General features: G+C 58.1%; 18 protein-coding genes and 4 tRNA genes. 3 read left to right on the forward strand and 19 right to left on the reverse strand.

All coding sequences use genetic code 11. The features are described 5' to 3' along the window. Nucleotides 1-31 precede the first annotated feature (31 nt). Nucleotides 32-2,350, forward strand: coding sequence for a putative bifunctional diguanylate cyclase/phosphodiesterase (locus ACXWTF_RS09505; protein WP_461714760.1), 2,319 nt, complete (start codon nt 32-34; stop codon nt 2,348-2,350). A gap of 18 nt (nt 2,351-2,368) precedes the next feature. Here ACXWTF_RS09505 and ACXWTF_RS09510 read toward each other — a convergent pair whose 3' ends face one another. The 7 genes from ACXWTF_RS09510 to ACXWTF_RS09540 form a co-directional block, all read right to left on the reverse strand. Then, nucleotides 2,369-4,141, reverse strand: coding sequence for a hypothetical protein (locus ACXWTF_RS09510; protein ID WP_461714761.1), 1,773 nt, complete (start codon nt 4,139-4,141; stop codon nt 2,369-2,371). A gap of 87 nt (nt 4,142-4,228) precedes the next feature. Further along, nucleotides 4,229-6,103, reverse strand: a complete 1,875-nt coding sequence (locus ACXWTF_RS09515) for a PhoX family protein (protein ID WP_461714762.1) — start codon at nt 6,101-6,103, stop codon at nt 4,229-4,231. 118 nt (nt 6,104-6,221) lie between these two features. Continuing rightward, nucleotides 6,222-7,358, reverse strand: coding sequence for a hypothetical protein (locus tag ACXWTF_RS09520; protein WP_461714763.1), 1,137 nt, complete (start codon nt 7,356-7,358; stop codon nt 6,222-6,224). Then, nucleotides 7,355-8,023 (reverse strand): ABC transporter ATP-binding protein, encoded by a 669-nt coding sequence (locus ACXWTF_RS09525; RefSeq protein WP_461714764.1) that lies wholly within the window; start codon nt 8,021-8,023, stop codon nt 7,355-7,357. The genes ACXWTF_RS09520 and ACXWTF_RS09525 overlap by 4 nt, the downstream gene beginning before the upstream one ends. Continuing rightward, nucleotides 8,020-9,255 carry an ABC transporter permease gene (locus tag ACXWTF_RS09530; RefSeq protein WP_461714765.1) on the reverse strand — a complete coding sequence of 412 codons (1,236 nt, stop codon included), beginning with the start codon at nt 9,253-9,255 and terminating at the stop codon, nt 8,020-8,022. Before ACXWTF_RS09530 ends, ACXWTF_RS09525 begins: the two co-directional genes overlap by 4 nt. Next, the gene (locus ACXWTF_RS09535; RefSeq protein ID WP_461714766.1) at nt 9,248-10,465 is read right to left on the reverse strand and encodes an ABC transporter permease; all 1,218 of its coding nucleotides are present in this window, start codon (nt 10,463-10,465) and stop codon (nt 9,248-9,250) included. The genes ACXWTF_RS09530 and ACXWTF_RS09535 overlap by 8 nt, the downstream gene beginning before the upstream one ends. A gap of 9 nt (nt 10,466-10,474) precedes the next feature. Further along, the gene (locus tag ACXWTF_RS09540; protein ID WP_461714767.1) at nt 10,475-11,206 is read right to left on the reverse strand and encodes an outer membrane lipoprotein-sorting protein; all 732 of its coding nucleotides are present in this window, start codon (nt 11,204-11,206) and stop codon (nt 10,475-10,477) included. Nucleotides 11,207-11,274: 68 nt separating this feature from the next. Here ACXWTF_RS09540 and ACXWTF_RS09545 point away from each other — a divergent pair, with 68 nt between their 5' ends. Further along, entirely contained in the window at nt 11,275-11,835 is a 561-nt protein-coding gene (locus tag ACXWTF_RS09545) for a ribonuclease HII (protein ID WP_461714768.1), read from the forward strand. A 5-nt stretch (nt 11,836-11,840) separates the two neighbouring features. Here the strand turns inward: ACXWTF_RS09545 and ACXWTF_RS09550 are convergent, their stop codons facing one another. The 8 genes from ACXWTF_RS09550 to ACXWTF_RS09585 all read right to left on the reverse strand — a co-directional run bounded on the left by ACXWTF_RS09550 (nt 11,841) and on the right by ACXWTF_RS09585 (nt 17,113). Further along, nucleotides 11,841-12,617: a glutaredoxin family protein gene (locus ACXWTF_RS09550; RefSeq protein ID WP_461714769.1), complete on the reverse strand. Its 777-nt coding sequence runs from the start codon at nt 12,615-12,617 to the stop codon at nt 11,841-11,843. Nucleotides 12,618-12,714: 97 nt separating this feature from the next. Further along, on the reverse strand, nt 12,715-13,416 hold the full coding sequence (locus ACXWTF_RS09555; protein ID WP_461714770.1) for a lysophospholipid acyltransferase family protein: 702 nt from the start codon (nt 13,414-13,416) through the stop codon (nt 12,715-12,717). A 61-nt stretch (nt 13,417-13,477) separates the two neighbouring features. After that, the gene (locus tag ACXWTF_RS09560; protein WP_461714771.1) at nt 13,478-13,918 is read right to left on the reverse strand and encodes a hypothetical protein; all 441 of its coding nucleotides are present in this window, start codon (nt 13,916-13,918) and stop codon (nt 13,478-13,480) included. Nucleotides 13,919-13,996: 78 nt separating this feature from the next. Beyond that, nucleotides 13,997-16,420, reverse strand: a complete 2,424-nt coding sequence (locus ACXWTF_RS09565) for a S8 family peptidase (protein ID WP_461714772.1) — start codon at nt 16,418-16,420, stop codon at nt 13,997-13,999. A gap of 259 nt (nt 16,421-16,679) precedes the next feature. After that, nucleotides 16,680-16,768 (reverse strand) — tRNA-Ser (locus ACXWTF_RS09570). Between the two features lie 22 nt (nt 16,769-16,790). Beyond that, nucleotides 16,791-16,864: transfer RNA gene (locus tag ACXWTF_RS09575), tRNA-Cys, on the reverse strand. Nucleotides 16,865-16,869: 5 nt separating this feature from the next. Continuing rightward, nucleotides 16,870-16,957: transfer RNA gene (locus ACXWTF_RS09580), tRNA-Leu, on the reverse strand. Between the two features lie 81 nt (nt 16,958-17,038). Continuing rightward, nucleotides 17,039-17,113, reverse strand: a tRNA-Gly gene (locus tag ACXWTF_RS09585). A 130-nt stretch (nt 17,114-17,243) separates the two neighbouring features. On the opposite strand from ACXWTF_RS09585, the gene ilvD reads away from it, so the two are divergent. Next, complete coding sequence (ilvD, locus tag ACXWTF_RS09590; protein ID WP_461714773.1) at nt 17,244-18,932, forward strand: dihydroxy-acid dehydratase; 1,689 nt, start codon at nt 17,244-17,246, stop codon at nt 18,930-18,932. Between the two features lie 137 nt (nt 18,933-19,069). Here ilvD and ACXWTF_RS09595 read toward each other — a convergent pair whose 3' ends face one another. The 4 genes from ACXWTF_RS09595 to ACXWTF_RS09610 are packed head-to-tail and all read right to left on the reverse strand — an operon-like array spanning nt 19,070 to nt 23,154. After that, nucleotides 19,070-20,848, reverse strand: a complete 1,779-nt coding sequence (locus tag ACXWTF_RS09595; RefSeq protein ID WP_461714774.1) for a UDP-N-acetylglucosamine 4,6-dehydratase family protein — start codon at nt 20,846-20,848, stop codon at nt 19,070-19,072. After that, nucleotides 20,845-21,951 carry an aminotransferase class V-fold PLP-dependent enzyme gene (locus tag ACXWTF_RS09600; protein WP_461714775.1) on the reverse strand — a complete coding sequence of 369 codons (1,107 nt, stop codon included), beginning with the start codon at nt 21,949-21,951 and terminating at the stop codon, nt 20,845-20,847. Before ACXWTF_RS09600 ends, ACXWTF_RS09595 begins: the two co-directional genes overlap by 4 nt. Further along, nucleotides 21,948-22,562, reverse strand: coding sequence for an acetyltransferase (locus tag ACXWTF_RS09605; RefSeq protein ID WP_461714776.1), 615 nt, complete (start codon nt 22,560-22,562; stop codon nt 21,948-21,950). Before ACXWTF_RS09605 ends, ACXWTF_RS09600 begins: the two co-directional genes overlap by 4 nt. Further along, nucleotides 22,549-23,154: a sugar transferase gene (locus ACXWTF_RS09610; RefSeq protein WP_461714777.1), complete on the reverse strand. Its 606-nt coding sequence runs from the start codon at nt 23,152-23,154 to the stop codon at nt 22,549-22,551. The genes ACXWTF_RS09605 and ACXWTF_RS09610 overlap by 14 nt, the downstream gene beginning before the upstream one ends. Nucleotides 23,155-23,157 lie beyond the last annotated feature (3 nt).

Below are 23,157 nucleotides of genomic sequence, written 5' to 3' on the forward strand. Positions count from 1 at the left end.
AGTATAATAGCCCGAAAAATGAAAGGCACGGATGAAGGGCTTCTCCCTCCTGCATCTCTCCAAACACTTCAACAAAGCCGATGATATCCGGTTGCGGCTGCTGCGCCTGCTCTATGACAACCTCTCCGGGGCATCCATTGTCATCTGGTTCAATGCATCCCTTTTCATCTACATGCTCTGGCCCGTGGCCGACCATACACAGCTGACGATCTGGTACGCCGTGCTGACGGGGATCACCCTGATCCGCTACATCGACACCCGCCGTTTCTTCCGCCAGAAGACACCGCAATACGACGCATGGTACCTGCGGCTCTACCTCGGCGTTCTGGTCTCGGCACTCCTCTGGGGTGCCGTACCGCTGCTCTTCTTCACCGAGCTCACCCCCACCTACCAGATGTTCGTCATTATCATCATTGTCGGAATGAGTGCCGGGGCGCTGAGTACCCTCGCCGCGGATCTCCGCCTCTCGTTTCTCTATCTTTTCGGTCTGCTCTTCCCCCTGGCGTACCGCCTGCTCGAGGCGGGATCGCCGATTTTTATCGCCTCTTTTATCCTCGTGCTTGCTTTTATCGCCGTTGTCCTGCGTACGGCCCAGGAGTTTCACCGCAGCCTGATCGACAGCTACCGGAACCTCGAACTCTACCACCAGGCCAAAGCGCGCCTCGGCAATAGTGAGCAGCGCCTTCAGATGATGTTCGATCAGACGCCGATCGGCATCTTCTATTACGACACCGACCTTGTCATCGTCGACGCCAACCGTGCCCTCGGCAGCTTCCTGCACGTCCGGCCCGAAGAACTGGTCGGCCTCAGCCTCCGGGACCTCCCCGACCAGCGCCCCCTTCAGGGGGCCTACCATGACAACGACTACACCCGTCCCGCCGTTTATGAAGGGCCCTACCATACCAAACTGCGCGGCCTCGATCTCTGGATCAAGGTGGAGTTCACCCCCATCGTCGATCAGAATGGCACCATGGTCGGCGGCATGGCGATGTTTACCAACAAAACCCGGGAGCATGCGGCGATGAAACAGGCGGAGTTCCTCTCCCTGCACGACCCGCTGACCCAGCTTCCCAACCGCGAACTCCTCAAGGAGCGCATCCGGCAGCTGCTCAAAGAGGACCGGCGCCTGGCCCACTACTCGGCACTGCTCTTTCTCGACCTGGACCGCTTCAAGCATATCAACGATACGGCCGGACACCTTGTCGGCGACCGCCTGCTGATCGAGGCGGCCGAGCGGCTCGAGACCCTCCTGCGCGAGAGCGATACCCTCAGCCGCCTCGGGGGAGACGAGTTCGTCATCCTCCTGCCCCTGATCGCCACCGACGAGGACGGCACCATCCGCCATGCCTTCCAGGTCGCCGAAAAGATCCATGAGGCTCTGCGCCGCCCCTTCCCCATCGAAGGGCACCAGCTCTACACCTCCTGCAGCATCGGTATCACGACCCTGGAGAGTGATTCCGATGATATCGACGAGGTACTCAGACGCGCCGATACGGCAATGTACCAGGCCAAGGAGGAGGGGCGCGACCGTACGCGCTTCTATGACCCGGAGATGGACCAGAAAGCCCGGGACTACCTCCGCACCCAGCAGCGCCTCCGCCACACGATCGAGACCAACGGTTTCAGCCTCTGCTATCAGCCCATCGTCCGGATCGCGACCGACCGGGTCATCGCCGCCGAAGCCCTGCTGCGCTGGCATGACGAGATCGGCAACGAGATCCCCCCGGCCCACTTCATCCCCGTCGCCGAGGAGTCGGGGCTCATCCGGGCGATCGGCGAGTGGGTTATCAACGAGGCGTGCCGGCAGATCAGCAGCTGGGAAGCGGAGGGGGTCTTCAACCTGGAATACATCTCCGTCAATATCAGCCCCCGCCAGCTGATTGAAAGCGACTTTGCCGCCTCTATCATCAAAGCCGTATGGCGCCACGGCATCCAACCCGAACAGCTGCGGCTCGAGATCACGGAGACCGCCCTGATCGAGAATTTCGAGAAAACAAAGAAACTGATAGAAACACTCAATGAGGAAGGGATCAAGTTCATTATCGACGACTTCGGTACCGGCTACTCCTCCCTCTCCTATCTCAAGCAGTTCGCTTTTTCCGCCCTCAAGATCGATCAGAGCTTTATCCGGGACATCCTGCAGGACCCCAAGGATGCCGCGCTGGTGCGGGCCATTATCGACATTGCCCGCCAGTTCGGTTACCAGGTGATCGCCGAGGGGGTCGAGGAGGATGCCCAACGCGAGATGCTGCGTGAGAACGACCCTGCCATCGCCTACCAGGGCTACCTCTGCAGCGAAGCGAAAGCGGCCGAGGCCTTCCGGGAACACCTGCTCACAAAGGGGTGTTAACCCGGCGGGGATCAGGCGTCAGTGCAGCGGGTAGCGCTCCATTGTGACCGCCTTGATACCGGTCGGCGTATCGATCGGCACCTGCTGGTGTACATTCACGGCGGGCGACACGTGGGCATCGCGGCCGTAGATGTAGCTCTGCTCCTCCACGATGACCCGGTACGCCTTGTTCAGCAGCAGCGCCCGCGCTTCCGAAGGGATGATGAGCCGGGAGATATCGCCGTGCAGCGCTTCGACCTCGGATGGTTTCAGGCTCCCGTTCGCATCAAAAAAGCGTTCCATCACCTCATCGTTGCTGCGGAATTCGTCCCCGGCATGGTTCGCTTCCAGGTAGAGGGTGTACTCATAACGGCCGTCGGCCAGCACCGGTTCTTTTAGAGCGTTAAAACCGCTCTCCGACTGGGTCCAGTGGTACCACCCCATCTGCTTCGCCCCGGCACCGAATTTGCGCGGGAAGACAAAGGTACTGTCGATGACGGCGCCGATGCCCGAATGGCAGCCGATGCAAAAGAGCGTCTCCTCGTAGGTCTGGGGCCGAAGATACCCCTCTTTGTCCTCGATAAAGCCCTGGTAAACCCATCCCAGCCCCGTATTGAGCCCCGTCTCTTCGTTCCCGGTGATCGTACGCAGCCGGTTGGGGAAGGCATCCTTGTCCTTGATCTCCGCCTGCGCCGCGTTGGAGAGCTGCGGATAGGTGTTCCAGGCGCTCTTGCGTCCGTAGCGCAGCTCTTTCATCCGCGGGGCCATCCCGACGCTGCCGTCGGCGTCCACGTCGAGGTAACGCACCGTATGCAGGAACTCCGTCTGCTCGGGGTAGAGGCCCGGGGCCATGTGCAGCGCGTTGTCGATCTGTGCGTTTTCGGCACGCCCGACGTAGTACATGGAGTAATCGTAAAAACGCTTCTTTTCAAAATCGTACGAGGGTGCGGCCCAGCGGTAGACGACCTTTGACGCACTGTCGAGGGTGCCGTTCTGGTTCAGGTCAACGCCGTACGCCTGCTCATCCACCGGGTCAATGGCTATGTCGCTGCGTTTGATCAGCGCCTCCACGATGGCGAGGTTAAGCTTGTAGACCTCTTTGTCGAAGACGCCCTCCTTGTTCTGACGCATCACTTCCGGCAGCCGGATCAGCACGTCGTCCGTCGAGCCGTTTGTCGGCCAGAAGGTGCCCAGGAAGGGGTAGTAGGCAAAGGCCCGCCAGCCGGTATAGTCACCGCTCGGATCGCGGTCAAACCCCTCCCCGTCGAAGGCGAAGTAGCAGTCGGGGATGAAGCCGCCCCACTGCCCGTCATGGTTGTAATCCCACTCCTCCGGAACATGCTTCAGGATCTCGCCGAGCATAATGCTGCCGTTGGCGTCGAAGTAGTTGTCCCCGCGGACGTACTCAGTGATCGCCGCATCGGAGACGGCGGCCGCGGCATCGGTACGGTCGACAAAGAGGTTGCTCCACGGGTTCTTGGAGGTCGCTTCGCTGAAAGCGTAGGTCTCCTGAAGGGCCGCGTCGTCGATATAGTTGGGTTCGACCGAGTTGATATGGCAGGTAAAACAGGGGTTGTGCACACTGCCGTCGGTTGCTTCGGTCTTCGTATAACACTGCGACGTCACATAGGCGCCGTAACTGTTCGTGACGGTCATCGCCGTCACGTCGGTAAAGACCTGGTCCGTTTCATAGAGGCTCACATTGGCCTCGGGAAGCGGGGTTGACGTCGTATTGGCGTCACCTGAAGGTTTGTCGCTGCTGCAGCCTGCAAAGAGTAAAACAGTAGCCAGGAGATAAGAGGGGTACTTCATGATTCTATCCTTGCAGACCGTACGGAGGAGGCGGTACGGTCTACACGAAGAGAAGGCGCGATGCCCTCCCTGAGCGCCCGGGGGCGATCAGAACTTGAACGGTCCGACGACACCGACGAAGGACTCTTTCTGCGCGTCCGTCGCCTGGCCGACAAGGCCGTATTCAACGTCGCCACTGGAGACTTCACCGAAGGGGTGCTGGGTGACGACGGTGAGGTAGTCATACCCTTTGACGTCGCGCTCCCAGTACGGGGACGTTGTCTCGGAGCCGTACGGCGTAGAGATGATACGGGTCATCTTTTCACTGACGACATCGTAGGCCCAGACAAAGTCGTTCGGGTGGTAGCCGGTATCTTCACCGATCGCCAGGATGTTCTGTCCCGCGAGGTAGGTCAGGTTATCCGGGTTGGCGATGCCGCTGACCGCACAGGTGTAGCTCTCATACGCAGAGCCTTCCGGGTAGGATGCCGGTGCACCTTCGACCACCCCGTACATGTTGTTGACGACATAGTTACTATCGATCACTGCCTGTGCTGTATCGTAGGCTGTCTGCGTCTCGCCGTTGATGTTGAGGCCGTAAACCGCACCGCATTTGTTCTCGGAGAGCTGAACATCGCCCTCGCCGTCCGTCATCCCTTTGCGAATCTGGCTCATCGCGACGAACAGGACACCGTGGTCAGGGTCAAAGGTGACGCCCTCTTCCTTTCTGAACTCGGTCGTTGCACCTTTCATTGCAGCATAACGGCGGGTCTCGAGGAATGCCGCCGCTTGCTCCATGCCTGTTTTGACCTGCAGACACTCTTTGCCCATCGCCGTGTTCACGAAGGTGTAACCCGGGGTACAGGCATCGGACACCGGCGCTTCATAGGCGAAGATGTCGCTGAAGACCGGCTCGCCGGCAACGATCGTTTCGATCTCGGCATCCGTCGCGTGGCCCAGTTTGATCCACATCAGGTCCGCTTTGCCCGCACCTTCATCGGACGTCTGGATCCACTTGGCAGCATAAAGCGTCCCTGCACTCAGATCCTGTGCCGCATCGGCGATATACATATAGAAACCGACATTCGTGCCGTCATCAGTGAGGTACGCTGTACGTTCATCAGGCATAACGTAAGCAAGTTCCCACGCCGCGCGCCCCATGCTGAAGTGTTTTGTATAGTTGAAAACCGGTGTCGCCGCAGAAGCGTCGACTTTGACTTCCGGGATCCAGCCGTAGAAGTACGGGTTGTTGTTCGCCGTGGCGTTCGCGTTGTTCTCGTCTTTCCAGTAGAACTTCGTCACCTCGTTGAAGCGTGAGTTGCCTGTCAGCATCGTGGACGGATCGAGCGTATCCTCGATCGTTTTCGCATCGGGTTCATACTCTTCGGAACCGAGGTGGGATTCCCACGGTGTCGTCATACCGGCACAGTGAACCCAGCCGCCGAAGCCTTCTTTCTGGCTGATATACTGCATGGAGTCCGGCTTGACGGAGAGCGTACCGTTGTTCTGCTGCAACTCCATACCGTACATGCCGCCGATGCCGCATTCGAACTGGTTGACCATAAAGATACGGCCGTTCGCGCGCAGGATCGAGGAGTGGTCCAGACCCGAACCGTCACCGCTGTTCGTACCGTTACAGATGTACGGGCTGCCGTCGGTGAAACTGATCGCCTTGTCCTCGTGGTCTTTGAGCAGACCGAAGGTCTCGCCGTTGTTCACATCGGCCGTCGCCATCAGCTTCATAAAGCCGATCGGGGCCGTTTTCCCCGTTTGGAGGTAAATGACGCTGTCCGTTGCGCGGAGGCTGGACTTCTCCTCGTCGAGGACAGGGGCGCTCAGCTCCGAGAAAGAGATCAGCGTCGCTTCGTTGACGTTCGGGGTGATCCCGTCAACACCGTTGGAACCGTCTTCGGTACAGCCGCTCAGCATCAGCAGTGCTGCAGCCGAGGCGGATAACATTGTAATGGTTTTATCAAACTTCATCGTCCAATCCTTGTTTAAAAAAGATGGCGAATTGTAGGCGGCGAATATTACGCCCGCGATGCCGATTGATATCGCAACCGTTACGGCAAGGATACGTTTTGAAAACATTTGTCTCTCTCTAATAACTGGCCTGCCACTCCAGGTAGAAGCGCTCGCCGTAGGGGCCGAAGGCGCTGCTGTCGCTGCCGAAACCCAGCAGCATCCCGGCCGTGAAGGTGTTGTGGTCATTCAGCGTGTAGGTCAGCGACGGGGCGACAAAACGGCTATTCGCCTCGTCAAAACTCTCTATATAAAGAAAGGAGCCGCTGAAGGCGAGGTTGAAATCATACACGAAAGTCGTCCCGGCGTAAAAGGGGGACTGCACCATATTGCCGACCAGTTCATCGGCGTAGTTGTCAAGGAGCTGCGTATAGGTGAAGGTTTCGGAACTGTAGAGCGCTTCGACGGCCCAGGTGATGCCGTTCTCGAAGCCGTAATCGAACCCGGCGATCCCCTGGAAAAATTCCGTGTCCAGGAGGTCGCTTTTGAAATACCCCCCTTCGCTCCGCCACTCCGCCCCGGTAGCGAAGAAGTTACCTTCGAGCTCGTACCCCACCATCAGCGTATCTTCGCTCCGGATAAAGTCGATGCCGGCGTCGGCAAAGGAGAGGTACCCCTTCGCGCGCGCGGCATACTTGAACGTGCGATCACGACGCAGCGAGGCCACGGCAGTGACGGTGCTGAGGTCACTGGGCGCATAGCTGTAAGTTGCCGCCAGCACGCCGTACACTTCATCAGGCTCCAGGGCGTAACTGTTTTTCGCGTTGTAAAGGTCCGTCGGCGTCCAGATCCGGCCCACCCCCATGCTGATCTTCTGGATCCCCGCGGTGATCCGCTGCACACTGTCCTCGTAGCCGCCGTAGAGGCGGTAGATCCGGGCATGGGCCGCCCCCGGACCGTAATGCTGCGCCTCGGTGCGCACTTCGAACGGGATGTCCGGCCGAACGTCGTCCAGCAGCGTGAATTCATCGCTGTGCACATAGCCATTGCCCAGGTGGTTGACGACGTCCCCGATGCCCGTCAGGAAATACACCCCGCTGCGCCAGCCGCCGCTGAGCCGGAGCCGGTCGTAGTCATAGGTGTACGCCGTGTCGTCCAGGCCGGAGTGCTGCTGCAGCAGGAAATTCGTATTTTCGATCGTGAACGCCGTCTCCGCCGCCCGCAGGGGCAACAGCGCCAGAAGTAACGATGCGCCAGCGAAACGCCACAGGGTCATGGCACGACTTGCCCGTCGCTGAGCTTGATGATCCGGCGGGCCTGCTCCACGACGTAATCGTCGTGGGACGAGAAGAGGATCGTGATCTTTTCGACCGCGTTGAGCTGCTTCATCATCGCCATCAGGTGCTCGGAGTTGCGCGAATCGAGGTTGGCTGTCGGTTCGTCGGCGAGGATGAGCTTCGGTTTGGCGGCCACCGCCCGGGCCACGGCGACACGCTGCTGCTGGCCGCCGCTGATATGGCCCGGCATGGCATCGAGCTTCTCCTCTATCTCCAGCAGACGTGCGACTTCCGCCACCCGCGTCTCGATCGCTTCCGGCGCAAACCCGCGCAGTTTCATAATGAACCCGATGTTCTCGCGGACGGTCAGCACGGGCACAAGGTTATAGGCCTGGAAGACGAATCCGATCTGCTCTAGGCGCAGCCGCGAGCGTGCCCCCTCGTCCAGGCCGGAGAGTTCGGTACCGTCGATGGTAATGGAGCCGCTGTCAACGGCATCGAGCGCCCCGATGGCGTTGAGCAGGGTCGTCTTGCCGCAGCCAGACGGCCCGGTGATGACCCCGTACTCCCCCGTCTCCACGGTGAGGTCGATATCGCGCAGGGCATGCACCTCGCGCTCCGTATCCCTGTAAAAGTATTTGTTCACTCCGCGCAGTTCGATCATACCTGTATCACCTCGATAGGATTAAGCTTTTTGAGCCGTCGCATCGGCAGCAGCACCGAAACGATCGCCGCGGCGATAATGGCCAGAAACGTATTGGTAAAGTAGCGGCTCTTGATGTCGGCGTAGACGACGGCATTGTAGCCGAACGCCTCCAGCCCTGCCGCGTATTCGCGCAGATCAAGCCCCTGCGTCTGCAGGTACCACAGTGCGAGGTAACTGGTGAACGCGCCCAGCACGAAACCGACCACGCCCAACACCAGCGCCTCCGCGGCCACCTGGACACGCAGCTGCGACTGGGGTGTCCCCAGCGCAATGAGGATGCCGAATTCCCGGGTGCGTTCCAGCACCGAGACGAGCATGACCCCGAAGATGCCGATGAGGACCACGAGCATCACGATGGCGAAGGTGATGGAGTTGAAGATGACCATCATCTCCTGCATCTGCTTCAGCACCGGGTAGAGCGTCTGCCACGTCTCGACCTCAAGCCCCGGGAAGGCGGCCTGCAGCTGCGCAGCGACCGCTTCCGTTTCCGCAGGTGCCTTCAGACGCAGCGCCACCTGGGTCGCACCGTTCTCCCCCAGCCCCGAAAAAATGCGGCTGCGCGGCAGAGCCACGTAGATCGTCTGGTTGTCGATGAGCAGGTTCGATGTCTGCACGATCGCCGTCACGTAGAGCGAAACGGCACTGATATCCCCCTCGGCGTTCTGCGACGAGAAGACCAGGCGGTGCCCCACCTCAATGCCAAGGTCTTCGGCCAGTTTCTTGCCGATGGCGCAGCCGTTTAGCCGCCGTCCCCAGTCGATCTTCCCCGCTTTGACAAAGCCGGAGAGCTGCCCGAAGCGCTCTTCGGCCTCCAGGTCGATGCCGACGAGCCGTCCCATCGCCGATTTGCGTGCCGTCGATGCCAGCCCGGTCTGCGAGAGCCGGACGGAGTAAGCGGCGACTGCCGGGTCCGCATCGAGCGCCGTCAGCAGGGGCCGGTCATCGGCAATGGCGTACTCCAGGCTCTGGTAGAGGCGGAAATCCGGGGCATAGACGGAGATCTCCCCGCTGTCGCTGCGGATCGTGCTTTCGCGCATCGTCTTGACCATCCCGTCGTAAAGCCCTTCGATGGCGAGCATCGCCGTCATACTGCCGGCGATCATGAGAATAACGAGCCCGGAACGGCGGGCACGGCGCCACAGGTTGAACCATGCCATCTTCAGTGCCAGAATGAGGGTCGTCCTAGACATGGTGCATCGCCTCTACGGGGGTGTTACGTTTGACGACCGCAATAGGGTAGAGCACGGCCAGCATATTGAGGGCAAAGACGACCGCAGCGTTCCAGCCGATGGTGAATCCGTCGAAACGCATCGGGATCTGGTCGTCGACGATCCCGTAGTCGCGGTACGCTTCCGCGATCCCTTCGATGACGACGGGATGCAGCTCGTAATACCACGCGATCGGCGCCCCCACTGCCACGGAAGCCCCGACGGCCGCAAGGGCGATCAGCAGCATCTCCAACAGCAGCAGCACGGAGACATTCCGGGGGGAGAGGCCGATGGCCCGCAGCATCCCGAGCTCCCGGGTCCGCCCGACGACATTGAGGAAACTGAAGATCATGATGACAAAGAAGATGACGACAAAGAAGACCCCCATCGAGATGTAACCGAAGACGCTGTCCACCTCCATCGCCTCCACCTGCGCATGCATCAGTACCGTCCACGGCACGGCCTCGAGCCCCTCGGCCAGCCCGGACTGGACCGCTTCGACCGTCTGCGGTAACGCGCTAAGATCATCGACGGAAGCGACGATATACGATGCCATATCCCCGCTCAGCATCAGGGTGTCGTAATACGCCTTGTTCACAAACGCGGAGGAGGAATCGAATTCGAAAAGGCCCGTCTTGAAGATGCCGACGACCCGGAAGTTGTCGGCGGCAAAGGAGTCGTCCGTCGCCGTACCGATGAGCGCCACCGTATCGCCGACCCCCACCTTCAACCTGACCGCCAGTTCACTGCCGATGTAGAGCGCATTGGTGTCGTTGTCCTCGAGGTAGCGCCCTTCGCGGCGTGCTTCGGCCATTTTGGAGAGCCGGCGCTCCCGCCCGGGGTCGATACCCACCACCATCGCCCCGACGGAGTCCCGGGGAGTCGAGAGCAGCGCGAAACTCTCCAGGCGCGGAGCATAGTCCGCGATTCCCTCCGTGCGCGCCAGCAACGCCTCCTCCTCGGAGACGTCGGTCAGCAGGTAGTCGTACCCGCCCTCTTCACGGTACCCTTTTTGATAGATATGCAGAGCGTTTTCATAAACATCGAGGGCACTTTTGAGCATATGCGCGTGCGAGCCGTCCATCAGGGCGACGTAGACGATAAAGAGCAGGGAGCTGAAAAAGGTCAGGGCAAAGGTAACGACGGTCCGCCCCTTGTAATGCAGGATGTTTTTCAGCGCCAGTCCGAACATCGCGAGCCCCTAGCGCGAATAGCGTTTGAGCGCCTGCTTGGTGAAGTAGCTGCCGCTCACGCCCCGGTCGTAGACGACGTCGGAGAGAAGCACCAGCGTCTCGTTTTTCTCCTTGCCCTTCTCCAGCGGCTTGATCCGCATCACCGTCGGGAGATGGTGACTGCCGAAGGTTTTAACGTCGCTGTAGAACATTTCACGTACCTTGCTGCCGAAATCGTCGTAAAAGACATCGTGGATCTGGGTGTAGGTCCGCCGGTCGATCTTCGAGACGATCCGTCCCCACACGACGGCCGCATCGGGTTTCGGAGTGAAAGCGATCGTCACCGTCTCCGCCGTTTTTTCGAGAATCTCCGCATCATAGTCATCGACCATCGAGCTCTCCTTGACCATGTCGTCGTTGGTGAAATCGCTCCCCATCCAGCTCTGCAGCATCATCGACGGCGGGATCTTGACGATGCGTTCGATCTTCGGCACGTACTGCCACAGCTGCTTGTCGAGTTTCAAAAAGGTAATGCCGCGGTCCTTAGGCGGGTAGAGGATCTTCATAAAGCTCTTCGTCTTCCCTTCGGCCCAGCTCTCGATCCGCACCGTACGCTTGTGCCGCACCGAGGTGATGACCATCTCCAGCTTCATGTAGACGTCTTTGCCCCGAAGGTTGTCCTCGACCTTTTTAACAATGTCGGACGCCTCCGAACCAAACAGCAGGAGCGCCGCCGACAGCCAGACCAACAGTAACCGCATCGCGCTTTCCCTCCCCTCGTTTTACCGATTATAGCTATATTTGGGCCGGAACACCCTAAAATATCCGAATGGAAACAGTACTACCTCTTTGCGGGATCGACGAAGCGGGGCGGGGCCCCATCGCCGGTCCGCTCGTCATGGCGGGCGTTATTTTGCACGCGCCGCTGGTCGGCCTGAACGATTCGAAAAAACTGACGGAGAAAAAGCGCGAAGCGCTCTATGAAAACATAACGGCAAACGCCGTCTACCACATCGTCCGTTTTTCCGCGCAGCAGATCGACGATGACGGTATCTCGGTCTGCCTCTCAAAAGGGCTCAAGGAGATCATGGCGGTTCTGGGGGAGGCCGACTACCTCTTCGACGGCAATTCGACCTTCGGGGTCACGGGGCTGCGGACGCAGGTGAAGGCCGATGCCGACGTCCCCGAAGTGAGCGCGGCCTCTATCCTCGCCAAGGTCACCCGGGACCGGGAGATGGTCGCCCTGGCCTCAACCTACCCACAGTACGGTTTTGAAAAACACAAAGGGTACGGTTCAGCGGCGCATATCGAAGCGATCAAAACCCACGGCTACAGTGCCGTCCACCGCCGCAGCTTCCGCCTAAAGGCCCTGCAGCCTACGCTGTTTTAGCCGCCCTACTTTCCGTATGCCCGGAGGATCGCCGCCGGGTTATGGCCGGTGATCGTCACATCACCGATAAGCACCAGTGGCACTCCCGTACCCCCGTGCTCTTTGAAAAGCCGCTTGCCTGTCTCGGAGGTCCTTACATTGTAATCCCGGAACGGGATCCCCCGCTCCCGAAGGAAACGACGTGTTTTGATGCAGTACGGGCATGTCGGTGTCCCCAGTACCGTCACCGTCGGATGTCTGCCTTGCGGGTGGTAAACGCCTCCCCCCGTCTGCGCCTCCCAAGCATTTTGCGCGTAGCGGACCTCCGCCTTGCTGTCGCGTACCAGCGCGTCCAAAAAGGCCGATTGCCCTCCTAGCTTTTTCGCTTTACTGAAAGCCACAACCTTTTCCCGCAGACCGGGGTCATCCCGTACGACTGAAGGTTCCGTCGATACGATCTGCACGACACGCTTTTCGTTCCCGGCCTTCATCGCGGAAAGCAGTTCCCGTTTGACTGCAATCATCAAGCGGTCATGTGACTTCTGGAGTTGACGAAGCTCCTTGAGGTAAGCGTTTCTTGCCGGTACTTGCCCGGACGACTGAGCCTCCAGTCCCGTTTCTTTGACAGATGCCGCCTGACGTACGTATGCATTCACGCTGTCGCCGAGTTTCGCATCACTTGCCATAGTCCCGACACCGGCTGCAAAACGATAAAGCGGATCCCCCATCTGTGCAAAAAGCGTCGGGAACGCTTCACCTGCCCAAAGCTGCAATGCCACCAGCATCACCATTAGCATTTTCATCACTGCCCCCTGCCATATTTTCCAGTGGGGTTCATTCTAACACAGGGAAACGTAAATAAATGGAAAGGTTTAAAAGTTTATGTAAGCAGCTTTCCTGCTAGGCTTTTTGAGCAGTCTCCATAAAGGCGCGGTACTGCTCCTCTATGTTTTCCAAAGCGAGCGGTTCTCCGATGTGGATGTGTACTTCATAGGACTGTTTGAACGGGGATGCCCGGTACACCTTTTCGAGCTGGTCGTCGATATAGATCGGGACGATCTGCATCTTGTTCGCCTTGGCGATCTTCTCCGCGCCCGGCTGGAACGGCCCAACCCCCTCGCCGCCGAAACGCTCCCCCTCGGGGAACATAAAGAGGTTGAGGTCCGGCGCCACCTGGAAAATATGCTTGATCTTCTTGAAGAAGGCGAGCATCCCCTTGCCCGCTTTGAGGTCGACCGCGATACAGCCGCTGTATTCGAAAAACTTCCCGTAGATCCTGTTGTCCAGCAACGTCTGCTTGGCGATCCACATCCCCGCCTTCTGCTGCGTCGAAAAAAGTGATTCAATGCTGATGATATCAAGCAGGCTGCGGTGGTTGGCGATATAGAGCACCCGGTTTGCCTCGGGCAGCTCACCATGCATCACGGGAACAACGTTAAGGTAGTCCAGTACGCTGAGCGAATAGTTCTGGCGCTCTTTTGAAAGGGCATGGTAACGGTCGTGTTCATCCAGCTGTGTGTCCAGGTAGACATGGCGGAAAATGGGAATGAATTTCTTCCCGAGCCAGATCATATAGAGGTATTTGCGGAAGTTTTTAAACATGGGGCGCATTATAGCAGGTTATACCAGAGAGAATGCCTCTGCCCAGCAGGGCACAATGTGCTCACCGCAGCAGGACCGGTTTGATCCATTCCGGCTCGGCGTAATCGACCTCCGGAAGGGTGTTCAGGCGGTTGACCTGTCCGATCACTTCTCCGGCATCAGCGGGCGCGAAAAGGTAGATACCCGCCGAAACGTTCACCGTCTGCTTCAGGGTCAACCCCTGTGCCGTGGCAAAGGCTTCAGGCTTGACATCCGGCTGCAGGCGGACCAGGAAGTTCCCCGTCGCGATAAAGCGGTTGCGTTCGCTCCGGCGCTCAGAGGTGTAAAACACCCGCCGGTATTCGGAGCCGAAAGCCGCCGTCTTCGCCGCCACGTCGGCCGGGGCAGCTGCTACGACCCGCTTGGCCGATGCACCTGCAGCGGGAATGACGGCCATTTCATCCTCGGCGCGGTAAAAAACCATTGAGGATGTTTTCGTCTCAAGCACCTGTTTGGTCATCATTGGGGCATCAACGGCAAAAGCTGCTCCCGCCAATAGGTATAAAACAAGTCCAATTATTCGTATCATTTTACGCACCCCTTAATGCCCCCGGATCTGCAGTGACCAGCTGTTGAGGGTCCCGGTCGTGCCGGTCCGGAGGTCTTTTACTTTCAGCGTCCATGCTCCTGATGCATTCTCGTCAAGACAGCGGACGGTGGAAAATCGCCAGTTGGAATAACTCCCCTCGAGATAGTACTGACCACCGTATGCCAGGTGGCTCTCCGTTCCCTGCGGCGATACGAGTACGATATCGAGGTCTCCCGGGCGGGTATGCGAGATCGTCACCCAAACGTCAACATGCTCCACGGACAAAGATTGGGTCTCATTGATCGTCGAGGTCACTCCCGCCGTGTTATTGTCCGGGATAGCTTGGGCCGCGTCATTCGTCCTTTTGAGCAGCACCGTTTCCGCTCCCAGCGAGATAAAGCCTTCGGCTGCGGCAACGGCGCTGTCTGTATCAACCAGTCCGAATCCATAATTATGATTCACAGGATAACCAGCGCCATTATTGATCCAGTCACCGTCGCTCGGATCGATCTTCTTCGCCGTCGTCGCCAGGATATAACCCACATCACGGTAGGTGAGCGTAGGGTTTGCCGTGAGCATCAACGCGATGATGCCGCTGACGATTGGTGTTGCCGCCGACGTCCCGTTCATATAGTTGGTATAGTCTCCGTTCTCATTGCCCGGGACATCAAAACGGTAACCGCCGCGATAGCTGTCCGCAAAGCCCGTCGAATCCATGCCGTAGGTCAGCCCCGTATAATCCGTCGTCACAATAGCGGGTTCATTGACACCGTACTCCCCACCGGGTGCCGACACAAGAATATTGGCACCATAATTGGCGTAAGAGGAGTATTGCCCATCCGCATTGATCGCAGTCACGGTAAGAACGTACGGGTTATTCAATATCTCGGAATTGTTGGCGTTACCGATATGAAGCGTATTGTTGTTTTCATCTTTATAACCGTTGTAGTTGCGGTCATTTCCCGCCGCAAAGACAATGACGGTACCTTTTCCATCCCGGGCTGTTTCCGTTACTGTCTGAGCTGAAGCAACAAGCGTCGGATCGGGGACCAGGAACTCCGAACCATACCCCCAGCTGTTCGAGGAAATATCTATCTCCTTGGATAGCGCATCGGCAAAATTTGCATCCGTCGGAAGCGAGAACACGTTATAGCCCGCCAATTTCACAAAGGGAGCCACCCCCCGTACCCCGACATCATTCCAGCCCGACGCAGCGACCAACCCTGCACATGCAGTCCCATGGCTGGAGCCGTAAGGGTCCGATGCCAGCTGATCTGCATCAGGTGTGGGGTCACTGGAACCATCGGAATAACGGTGACTTTTTGAAAGGTCCAGATTAGCCACCAGATCGGGGTGGATTGCCTGGACTCCCGTATCAACAATCCCCACATAAATATTCCGACGGCCCGCGTAAGATGTCCAGACCGGAGCGACATTGATATCATTCCCCGGTATACCACTGCCGCCATAAATACTGCCGGCATCCTGACCGGTATTTTCAAGGTGCCATTGATAGGGATATAGGATATCTTCATATACCGATGTATCGCTTACGTTCAGATCGGTTCCGGCAAAAAACTCGCCATAATCCCCGAGCGCATCTCCGTCGCTGTTCTTTGATGTCGGATCACTGCCAATGAGCAGCTCGAAATCATCAAAAAGAGCGTCGTTGTCCGTATCATGGAAAAGATGGGTCGTTCCCGCAAAAAGCTCCTGGATCGTTGTCGATGCCATGACATTCACATAAGACTGTGCATCAGACAGGAGTGTCAGATCATCCATTGTGCTGCCCGTCAGCTTGGCAGGGTTGAATGTGCTGAGTTCCGTCGACGGGGCCGCAAAAAGAAATCCGGAGAGGCGGGCGAGCACCGACTTGATCTCCGTCTCGTCCGTCAGACCCTCCCGCCGGATCCACTCCGCAGCGATTGTAGTGAAAGCGTTTACCCTCACCTCATTGTTGAGCAGATCTGCCACGGTCACATAAGCATAAAGGCTCCCCTGCACAGCTTTGACCTCGGCTTCAACATATTGACCGTCGTCGTCAGGGTCGATATCCTTACCCCCTTCACTTTTCACCAGTACCAGTCGTGTCGATGCCAAGCCCCCGAGTGACGCAACTGTGAACTTTCCGACCGTCTGATCCACGTACGGTACCAGCGTCCGGTTGTCATCCATCAACTCTGTTGCAGCATTAAATGTTGTTGTTTGCGTCTGGTAGAGGTTCTGCCCCGCCACATCCCATACGGTAACCGTTGCCCCGCTGATGGGGCCAAGGGCGATGCTGTTTGCGACCGTCGTTGGGTCGGTCGGAACCACCGGGTCATCCGGTGTTGACGAGGAACCGCCACCTGATCCGCACGCATTAAACAGTAGTGCCAGACCGAGAAAGAGCAGGCCGCTCTTTCCCGCAAACCGATGGAATCTATTCTGCCGCACAGAACCCCTTTTTATAAAAACTATCTACTCAGATTATACATGAGGGCCGGTAAACACCTTCATAGAGCAGCCGGCTATTCTCAAAACATTCTTATATTACAATACAACATAATAGTTAATAACATTAAAAAATCTAAGTAAATTGCAGATTAGGGGGATATCGTTGGGAGAGGGTTACACTTTCGCGAATAAATCAGCTAAATCAATAACATTTCGAAAATGTCAATTACCTGCCTGAATGATTTAAAAGGGAAAAGGGTGGCGGACAGACAGGGATTCGAACCCTGGGAGGTATGACCCTCGCCGGTTTTCAAGACCGGTGCATTCAACCAGCTCTGCCATCTGTCCATAAATAAAAGTCGGAGTTTGGTGGAGGCGCCACCCGGACTCGAACCGGGGATCAAGGTTTTGCAAACCCATGCCTTACCACTTGGCTATGGCGCCACCGGTGGTGCCCGGAGCCGGGATCGAACCGGCACGATCGCAATGATCGAGGGATTTTAAGTCCCTTGCGTCTACCAATTTCGCCATCCGGGCTCAAGACACCAAAAAAAACCCCAACTCAAACCTCTATGTTGAAGTCTAAGAAGTTTCAGTTGGGGTGTTTAAAAATAAAAATGGAGCGGGAAACGAGGTTCGAACTCGCGACCCCAACCTTGGCAAGGTTGTGCTCTACCACTGAGCTATTCCCGCATCTGTTGTTGTGGACCGAAATTATAGGCAAATTCATTCCCGATGTCAAGGGCTTTTCGCCGTTTTTTGCGAAAACTTCGTTATAATCTCGAAAATTTGCATTTGATATAAATATAGAAGGACCTGACCTATGCGCAGCGATACAGTCAAACGCGGCTTCGACCGCACCCCGCACCGGAGTCTTTTCAGAGCGACCGGCCTCAAAGACGAGGATTTCGACAAACCCTTCATCGGGGTCGCCAACAGCCACATCGACATCATTCCGGGCCACTTCTTCTTGCAGGAGTACGGCCGTATCGTCAAAGAAGCGATCCGTGAAGCGGGCGGCGTCCCGTTCGAGTTCAACACGATCGGTGTCGACGACGGGATCGCCATGGGCCACGACGGGATGCTCTACTCCCTGCCCAGCCGCGAACTGATCGCCGACAGTATCGAAACCGTCATGAATGCCCATAAGCTCGACGCGCTCATCTGTATCCCCAACTGTGACAAGATCGTTCCGGGGATGATCATGGGCGCTCTGCGCGTCAACGTCCCGACCGTTTTCGTCTCCGGCGGCCCGATGGCAGCAGGTCACAAAAAAGACGGAACGCCGATCGACCTCGCGACGGCCTTTGAGGCCGTCGGCCAGCACGCCGAAGGGAATATGAGCGACGAAGAGCTCTACGAGATCGAGTGTGAAGCCTGCCCGTCCGGCGGTTCGTGCTCGGGGATGTTCACCGCGAACTCCATGAATACCCTCTGCGAAGCGATGGGTATCGCCCTGCCGGGCAACGGTACGGTCCTTGCAATGACGCCGGAGCGTATCGAGATGGTCAAAACAGCGGCCAAACGCATCGTCGAAATGGCCAAAGCGGATGATCCGAAGTACAACATGCGCAATGTCCTCAACGAAAAAGCGGTCCATAACGCCTTCGTCGTCGACATGGCAATGGGCGGTTCAAGCAATACGGTCCTGCACATGCTCGCCATCGCGAAAGAGGCAGAGGTTGATTTCGACATCACCAAGATCAACGAGATCGCCAAGAATGTCTCGCACATCGCGAAGATCTCCCCCTCCCTCGGAACGGTCCACATGGAAGACATCGGCCGTGCCGGCGGTGTCAACGCCGTGATGAAAGAGGTCAGCCGCCGCGGCGGACTGCTGCACCTGGACAACCCGACGGTCACGGGTGAGACGATCGGCGAACGCATCGCCGATGCGGCGATCAAGGATACCAATGTTATCCACACCAACGAAAACGCCTACTCCCCGGTCGGCGGCCTCTCCATTCTCTTCGGCAACCTTGCCGAAGAGGGTGCGGTCGTCAAAACGGCGGGTATCGCGCCGAGCATGCGTCAGTTCAAAGGGACCGCCGTCTGCTTCAATTCGCAGCAGGAGGCGATCGCCGGTATCATCGGCCATAAGGTCAAACCGGGTAACGTCGTCGTCATCCGCTACGAAGGTCCCAAAGGCGGACCGGGTATGCAGGAGATGCTGGCCCCGACCTCGCTGATCATGGGAATGGGCCTGGGCGAAAGCGTCGCCCTCATTACCGACGGCCGCTTCTCCGGTGCAACCCGCGGTGCTTCCATCGGCCACGTCAGCCCCGAGGCGGCTGAGGGCGGCCTCATCGGCCTGATCGAGGACGGTGACGAGATCGAGCTTGACGTTGACACGCACCTGCTGCAGCTCAATGTCGACGGCGAAGAGCTCGAACGCCGCCGCCTCCATTTCAAACCGCACAAGAAAGCCATCAACTCCAAGTGGCTCAAACGCTACAGCCTGCTGGTCTCCAACGCCTCCAACGGCGCCGTACTGAAGACGGAACTGGACTGACGTCCCGTTCCCCAGAAGAGCACGTCTTCACTTACACTGCCTTTTAAGGCTTGTACGACTCGGAATTTAGTTCCTCACATGTATTGCCCTTTAGGGCTTATGCGACTCAGGATTTAGTCCTTCGCTTGCACTGCCCTTTAGGGCTTGTGATCAAACTCCGGAACGATCTTTTTCAGCGCTGAGACTTTATCATCCGCTGTCAGTAACGCAGCGATATCCTCTTGCAGCTCCCCAATTGGGTAATCCGTCTTGCCCGCGATAAAGATAGAGCTGTACTGTGTTTTTCGCTCACTGTCGTCGATGAGGAGCTCTTCGTAGAGCTTCTCACCCGGCCGCAGGCCGCACAGCTCGATCCCGACCTCATCCTCTTTCCCGTAGAGCCGGATCATCTGGCGCGCCAGATCGATGATCTTTACCGGTTCACCCATATCGAGTATAAAGAGCTCACCCCCCTTGGCGATGGCTGCCGCCTGCAGCACCAGCTGGCACGCCTCGGGAATCAGCATAAAGTAACGCGTCATCTCCGGGTCGGTCACCGTCACCGGCCCGCCCGCTTCTATCTGACGCTTGAACTTCGGGATAACGCTGCCGCTGGACCCCAACACATTACCGAAGCGTACGGCGACGATCTCCGTGCCACCGCTCTCGACGTTCCCCGCATAGAGCTCCGTCACTCTTTTGGTCGCTCCCATCACATTGGTGGGTCGGACCGCCTTGTCCGTCGAGACGATGACCACTTTCTCCACGCCGGCAGCAATGCTCGCATCGATAACGTTCTTCGTCCCCAGTACGTTATTGCGGACAGCCGTCTCTTTGTTGGCTTCGCACAGGGGAACATGCTTGTAAGCCGCCGCATGGATGACGATATCCGGCCTGAAAGCCACCATCTTTTCATCCAACATGGGCCGGTCGGTCACACTGAACATCTCCAGCTCCGCCCCCGGGATCTCCTCACCGACACTGTAGAGATTGAACTCACTATGGTCGACCAGAGCCAGAGCGGCAGCGCCAAACCGGTGACACTGACGGGCGATCTCACTGCCGATACTCCCCCCTGCCCCGGTAATGAACACCCGTTTGCCTTTCACAAAAGAGGCGATAACCTCTCTGTCAAGGTCCTTCGGGTGGCGGGCAAGGAGGTCTTCAATGGAGAGATCTTCGAGTTTGTCGTACTGTCCCCCCAATAACCGGACACGCTTCACCTCCGTCACGCCTGCATCACTCAGGCGCTGATAAAGCGCCTGTAATTCGGACTGGGCCAGGCTGCTCGTCACGATGGCCGCAGCGATCCCGCGTTCATCGATCAGGGTCTCCAGCGTCTCTGCTCCGTACACCCGGATATTGCTGATGTAAGTCCCCACCGCACTGCGGTTCTCCTCGGACAATACGATGACGGCAGAGGGGTAATAGGGAATGTCCCCCTCCTGCGCACTCTTGATGATCGCGGCCGTTTTGGGGTTGACGCCAAGCAGCAGCACCGGCTGCTGACGGGATGAGTACTCCTGCTCCGTCAGCAAGCGTTTTGAAATGCGCAGTGCCCCGATAGCAAAGAGGGAGAGAAAAAGGTCAATGACGATGACACTGCGGGGGAACGGATCGAAGACGCCCGGGAACAGCAAATAAACAGCCGTAAAAACCGAATAGGCAGCCACATGGGCTTTGACAATATTCTTCGCCTCCGCGAAGCCGACAAAACGCCAGACGATGAAGTAGATCCTGAAAAAGAAAAACGCGGCGATCTTGATGCCGACCAGATAGAGATAGACGGTATCAAAAGATGAAAAGAAACGCAGCGGAATGTCAAAATTGAAACGCAGTGCATAGGCACCGTACAGGGTGGCCAGGGAGAGCAGCATATCCAGTAACAGAAAGAAAGCAATCCGTTTACCGGACGTAGGTCGCAATAATCCGCTCACGCAAGTACCTTCCGAATAGCATTTGAAACCCTAACAACGTCTTCTTTATTCATCTGGGTACCGCTGGGCAGACAGAGACCGTGCAAGAACAACTGTTCACTGACACCGTCCGTCACCGCTCCCGCCCCGGAAAACAGGGGCTGCATATGCATCGGTTTCCAGAGGGGCCGGCTTTCGATATCCTGGGCTTCCAGAGCCGTACGGACCCGCTCGGGATCGGTGCGACTGAAGGTGATCGTCGTCAGCCAGCGGTTCCCGTGTGCTCCCGGGAGTTCCGGCATAAAGGCGATCTCGTCGATCTCCCCTAACGCCTCTCGGTACCAGCCAAATATCCGGCGCCGCTGTGCGACGCGCTCGGCAAGCACCTCCATCTGCGCCACGCCAATAGCCGCGAGCACGTTGCTCATCCGGTAGTTGTACCCCAGCTCTTTGTGCTCGTACCAGGATGCCGGCTCTTTCGCCTGCGTCGCGTAGAACATCGCCTTTTTGATCGCCGCCTCGCTTTTGGCGACGAGCATCCCCCCGCCGGAGGTGGAGAGGATCTTGTTCCCGTTGAAGGAGTAGACGCCGAAGTCGCCCCAGGTCCCCGTATGGATGCCGTCCAGGGTCGCCCCGAGGCTTTCGGCCGCATCCTCGATCACCACAATACCGTGCCGCCGGCAGATTTCCATAATCCGCCGCATCTCCGCGCACTGGCCGTAGAGGTGAGTGACAATGAGGGCCTTCGGCGGTTTCGGGGAACGCGCAATCGCGCTCTCGAGCAGTTCGGGCGAGAGGTTCCAGCTTGCCGTATCCGCATCGATGAAACAGGGCGTAGCATTCTGGTAAAGAATGGCGGCAACGGAGCCGATAAAGGTAAACGACGATGCGAGCACAATGTCACCCTCCCCGATACCGCTGACACGCAGCGCCAGATGCAGCGCGGCCGTCCCGCTGGACGTCCCGAGCGCATAGGGTGCCTGCGTGTAGTCGCATATCGCCTGCTCGAAACGCGTCACCATCGGCCCGAGCGGCGCGATGTAGTTGCTCTCGAACACTTCGGCGATGTAGCGCTGCTCATTGCCGGTCATATGCGGTGGGGAGAGGAAAAGGCGTCCGTTCATTGTCTCAGCTCCTTTTTGATCACGGCGGGGACGCCGGCGGCCATCACACCGTCCGGGAGCGGGGCGATGACGACCGACCCCGCGGCAATCACGGCATCAGCGCCGATGCTCACGCCCTGCACGACGCTGCTTCCGATCCCCACGTGCGTCCGTAGGCCGACGCGCACCGCACCTGCCAGCGCAACCTTCGGACTCAGGTGTGCAAAGGCTCCGACATGGCAGTCGTGCTCGACGACGGCACCGGAATTGACGATGACCCCCTCCCCGATCGTTGCACCGGTGTTGACAACGGCCAGCGGCATAATCACGCTGCCGCATCCGACAGCCGCATCCGCTGCGATGACGGCGGAGGGGTGGATAAGCGTCAAAGGCTCCGCCCCGATGGTCGCCAACTTTTCGAAAACGTGCTGGCGTGCCGTATTGCTTCCGACACCGAGAGCGACAGGGATGTCCGCATATGTCGTTTTGAACGTCTCAAAATCGCATGCGCCCTCTTTCACCGCATCATCGATCCACAGGATATCGCTGTAGCCGCATGCCCGTGCGATCTGGGCCACGACCCGGCCATGTCCCCCGACCCCGTAGATGCCGATACGTTTAATTGTTTCCATTGAACTTCTCCACCGTCACATGTCCCTCGGCATTGATGCCTTCGCGGACAAACACTTTTTTGATCGTCAGGAGTGCGATCCTGAGGTCCAGCCGCCATGACAGATGATCGACATACCAGACGTCGTAGGCGAACTTCTGTTCCCAGCTGATCGCATTGCGCCCGTTGACCTGGGCCCAGCCCGTTATCCCGGGTTTGACGTCATGCCGGCGCTTCTGCACCTCATTATACAGCGGAAGATACTCCTCGAGCAACGGGCGGGGGCCGATGAAACTCATCTCCCCCCGTAAGACGTTGTAGAGCTGCGGCAGTTCGTCCAGACTCAGCGACCGGATCACCCTTCCCGCACCGCGAAGCCGCTGGTCGTCAGACAGGAGGTCCCCCCCCGCGTCACGCCGCTCATCCATCGTCCGAAGCTTGTAGATCGTGAAAAGCCTTCCGCCGAGCCCGGGACGGCGCTGGGTAAAAAAAAGCGGGCGTCCGAGCGAAATATACACCGCCGCCAAAGCAACGGCCATCAATGGCGAAAACAGCAGCAACAGTGCCGCTGCCCCGATCCTGTCAAGCAGCGGCTTGAGGAGACGACGGTACATCGG

This window comes from Thiomicrolovo sp. ZZH C-3 (genome assembly GCF_054862725.1).

Bases quoted from the DNA above. Each gene is read 5' to 3' on its own strand.
- ACXWTF_RS09505 (WP_461714760.1), top strand. From the start codon at position 32: ATGAAGGGCTTCTCCCTCCTGCATCTCTCCAAACACTTCAACAAAGCC.
- ACXWTF_RS09510 (WP_461714761.1), bottom strand. From the start codon at position 4,141: ATGAAGTACCCCTCTTATCTCCTGGCTACTGTTTTACTCTTTGCAGGC.
- ACXWTF_RS09515 (WP_461714762.1), bottom strand. From the start codon at position 6,103: ATGAAGTTTGATAAAACCATTACAATGTTATCCGCCTCGGCTGCAGCA.
- ACXWTF_RS09520 (WP_461714763.1), bottom strand. From the start codon at position 7,358: ATGACCCTGTGGCGTTTCGCTGGCGCATCGTTACTTCTGGCGCTGTTG.
- ACXWTF_RS09525 (WP_461714764.1), bottom strand. From the start codon at position 8,023: ATGATCGAACTGCGCGGAGTGAACAAATACTTTTACAGGGATACGGAG.
- ACXWTF_RS09530 (WP_461714765.1), bottom strand. From the start codon at position 9,255: ATGTCTAGGACGACCCTCATTCTGGCACTGAAGATGGCATGGTTCAAC.
- ACXWTF_RS09535 (WP_461714766.1), bottom strand. From the start codon at position 10,465: ATGTTCGGACTGGCGCTGAAAAACATCCTGCATTACAAGGGGCGGACC.
- ACXWTF_RS09540 (WP_461714767.1), bottom strand. From the start codon at position 11,206: ATGCGGTTACTGTTGGTCTGGCTGTCGGCGGCGCTCCTGCTGTTTGGT.
- ACXWTF_RS09545 (WP_461714768.1), top strand. From the start codon at position 11,275: ATGGAAACAGTACTACCTCTTTGCGGGATCGACGAAGCGGGGCGGGGC.
- ACXWTF_RS09550 (WP_461714769.1), bottom strand. From the start codon at position 12,617: ATGAAAATGCTAATGGTGATGCTGGTGGCATTGCAGCTTTGGGCAGGT.
- ACXWTF_RS09555 (WP_461714770.1), bottom strand. From the start codon at position 13,416: ATGTTTAAAAACTTCCGCAAATACCTCTATATGATCTGGCTCGGGAAG.
- ACXWTF_RS09560 (WP_461714771.1), bottom strand. From the start codon at position 13,918: ATGATGACCAAACAGGTGCTTGAGACGAAAACATCCTCAATGGTTTTT.
- ilvD (WP_461714773.1), top strand. From the start codon at position 17,244: ATGCGCAGCGATACAGTCAAACGCGGCTTCGACCGCACCCCGCACCGG.
- ACXWTF_RS09600 (WP_461714775.1), bottom strand. From the start codon at position 21,951: ATGAACGGACGCCTTTTCCTCTCCCCACCGCATATGACCGGCAATGAG.
- ACXWTF_RS09605 (WP_461714776.1), bottom strand. From the start codon at position 22,562: ATGGAAACAATTAAACGTATCGGCATCTACGGGGTCGGGGGACATGGC.
- ACXWTF_RS09610 (WP_461714777.1), bottom strand. From the start codon at position 23,154: ATGTACCGTCGTCTCCTCAAGCCGCTGCTTGACAGGATCGGGGCAGCG.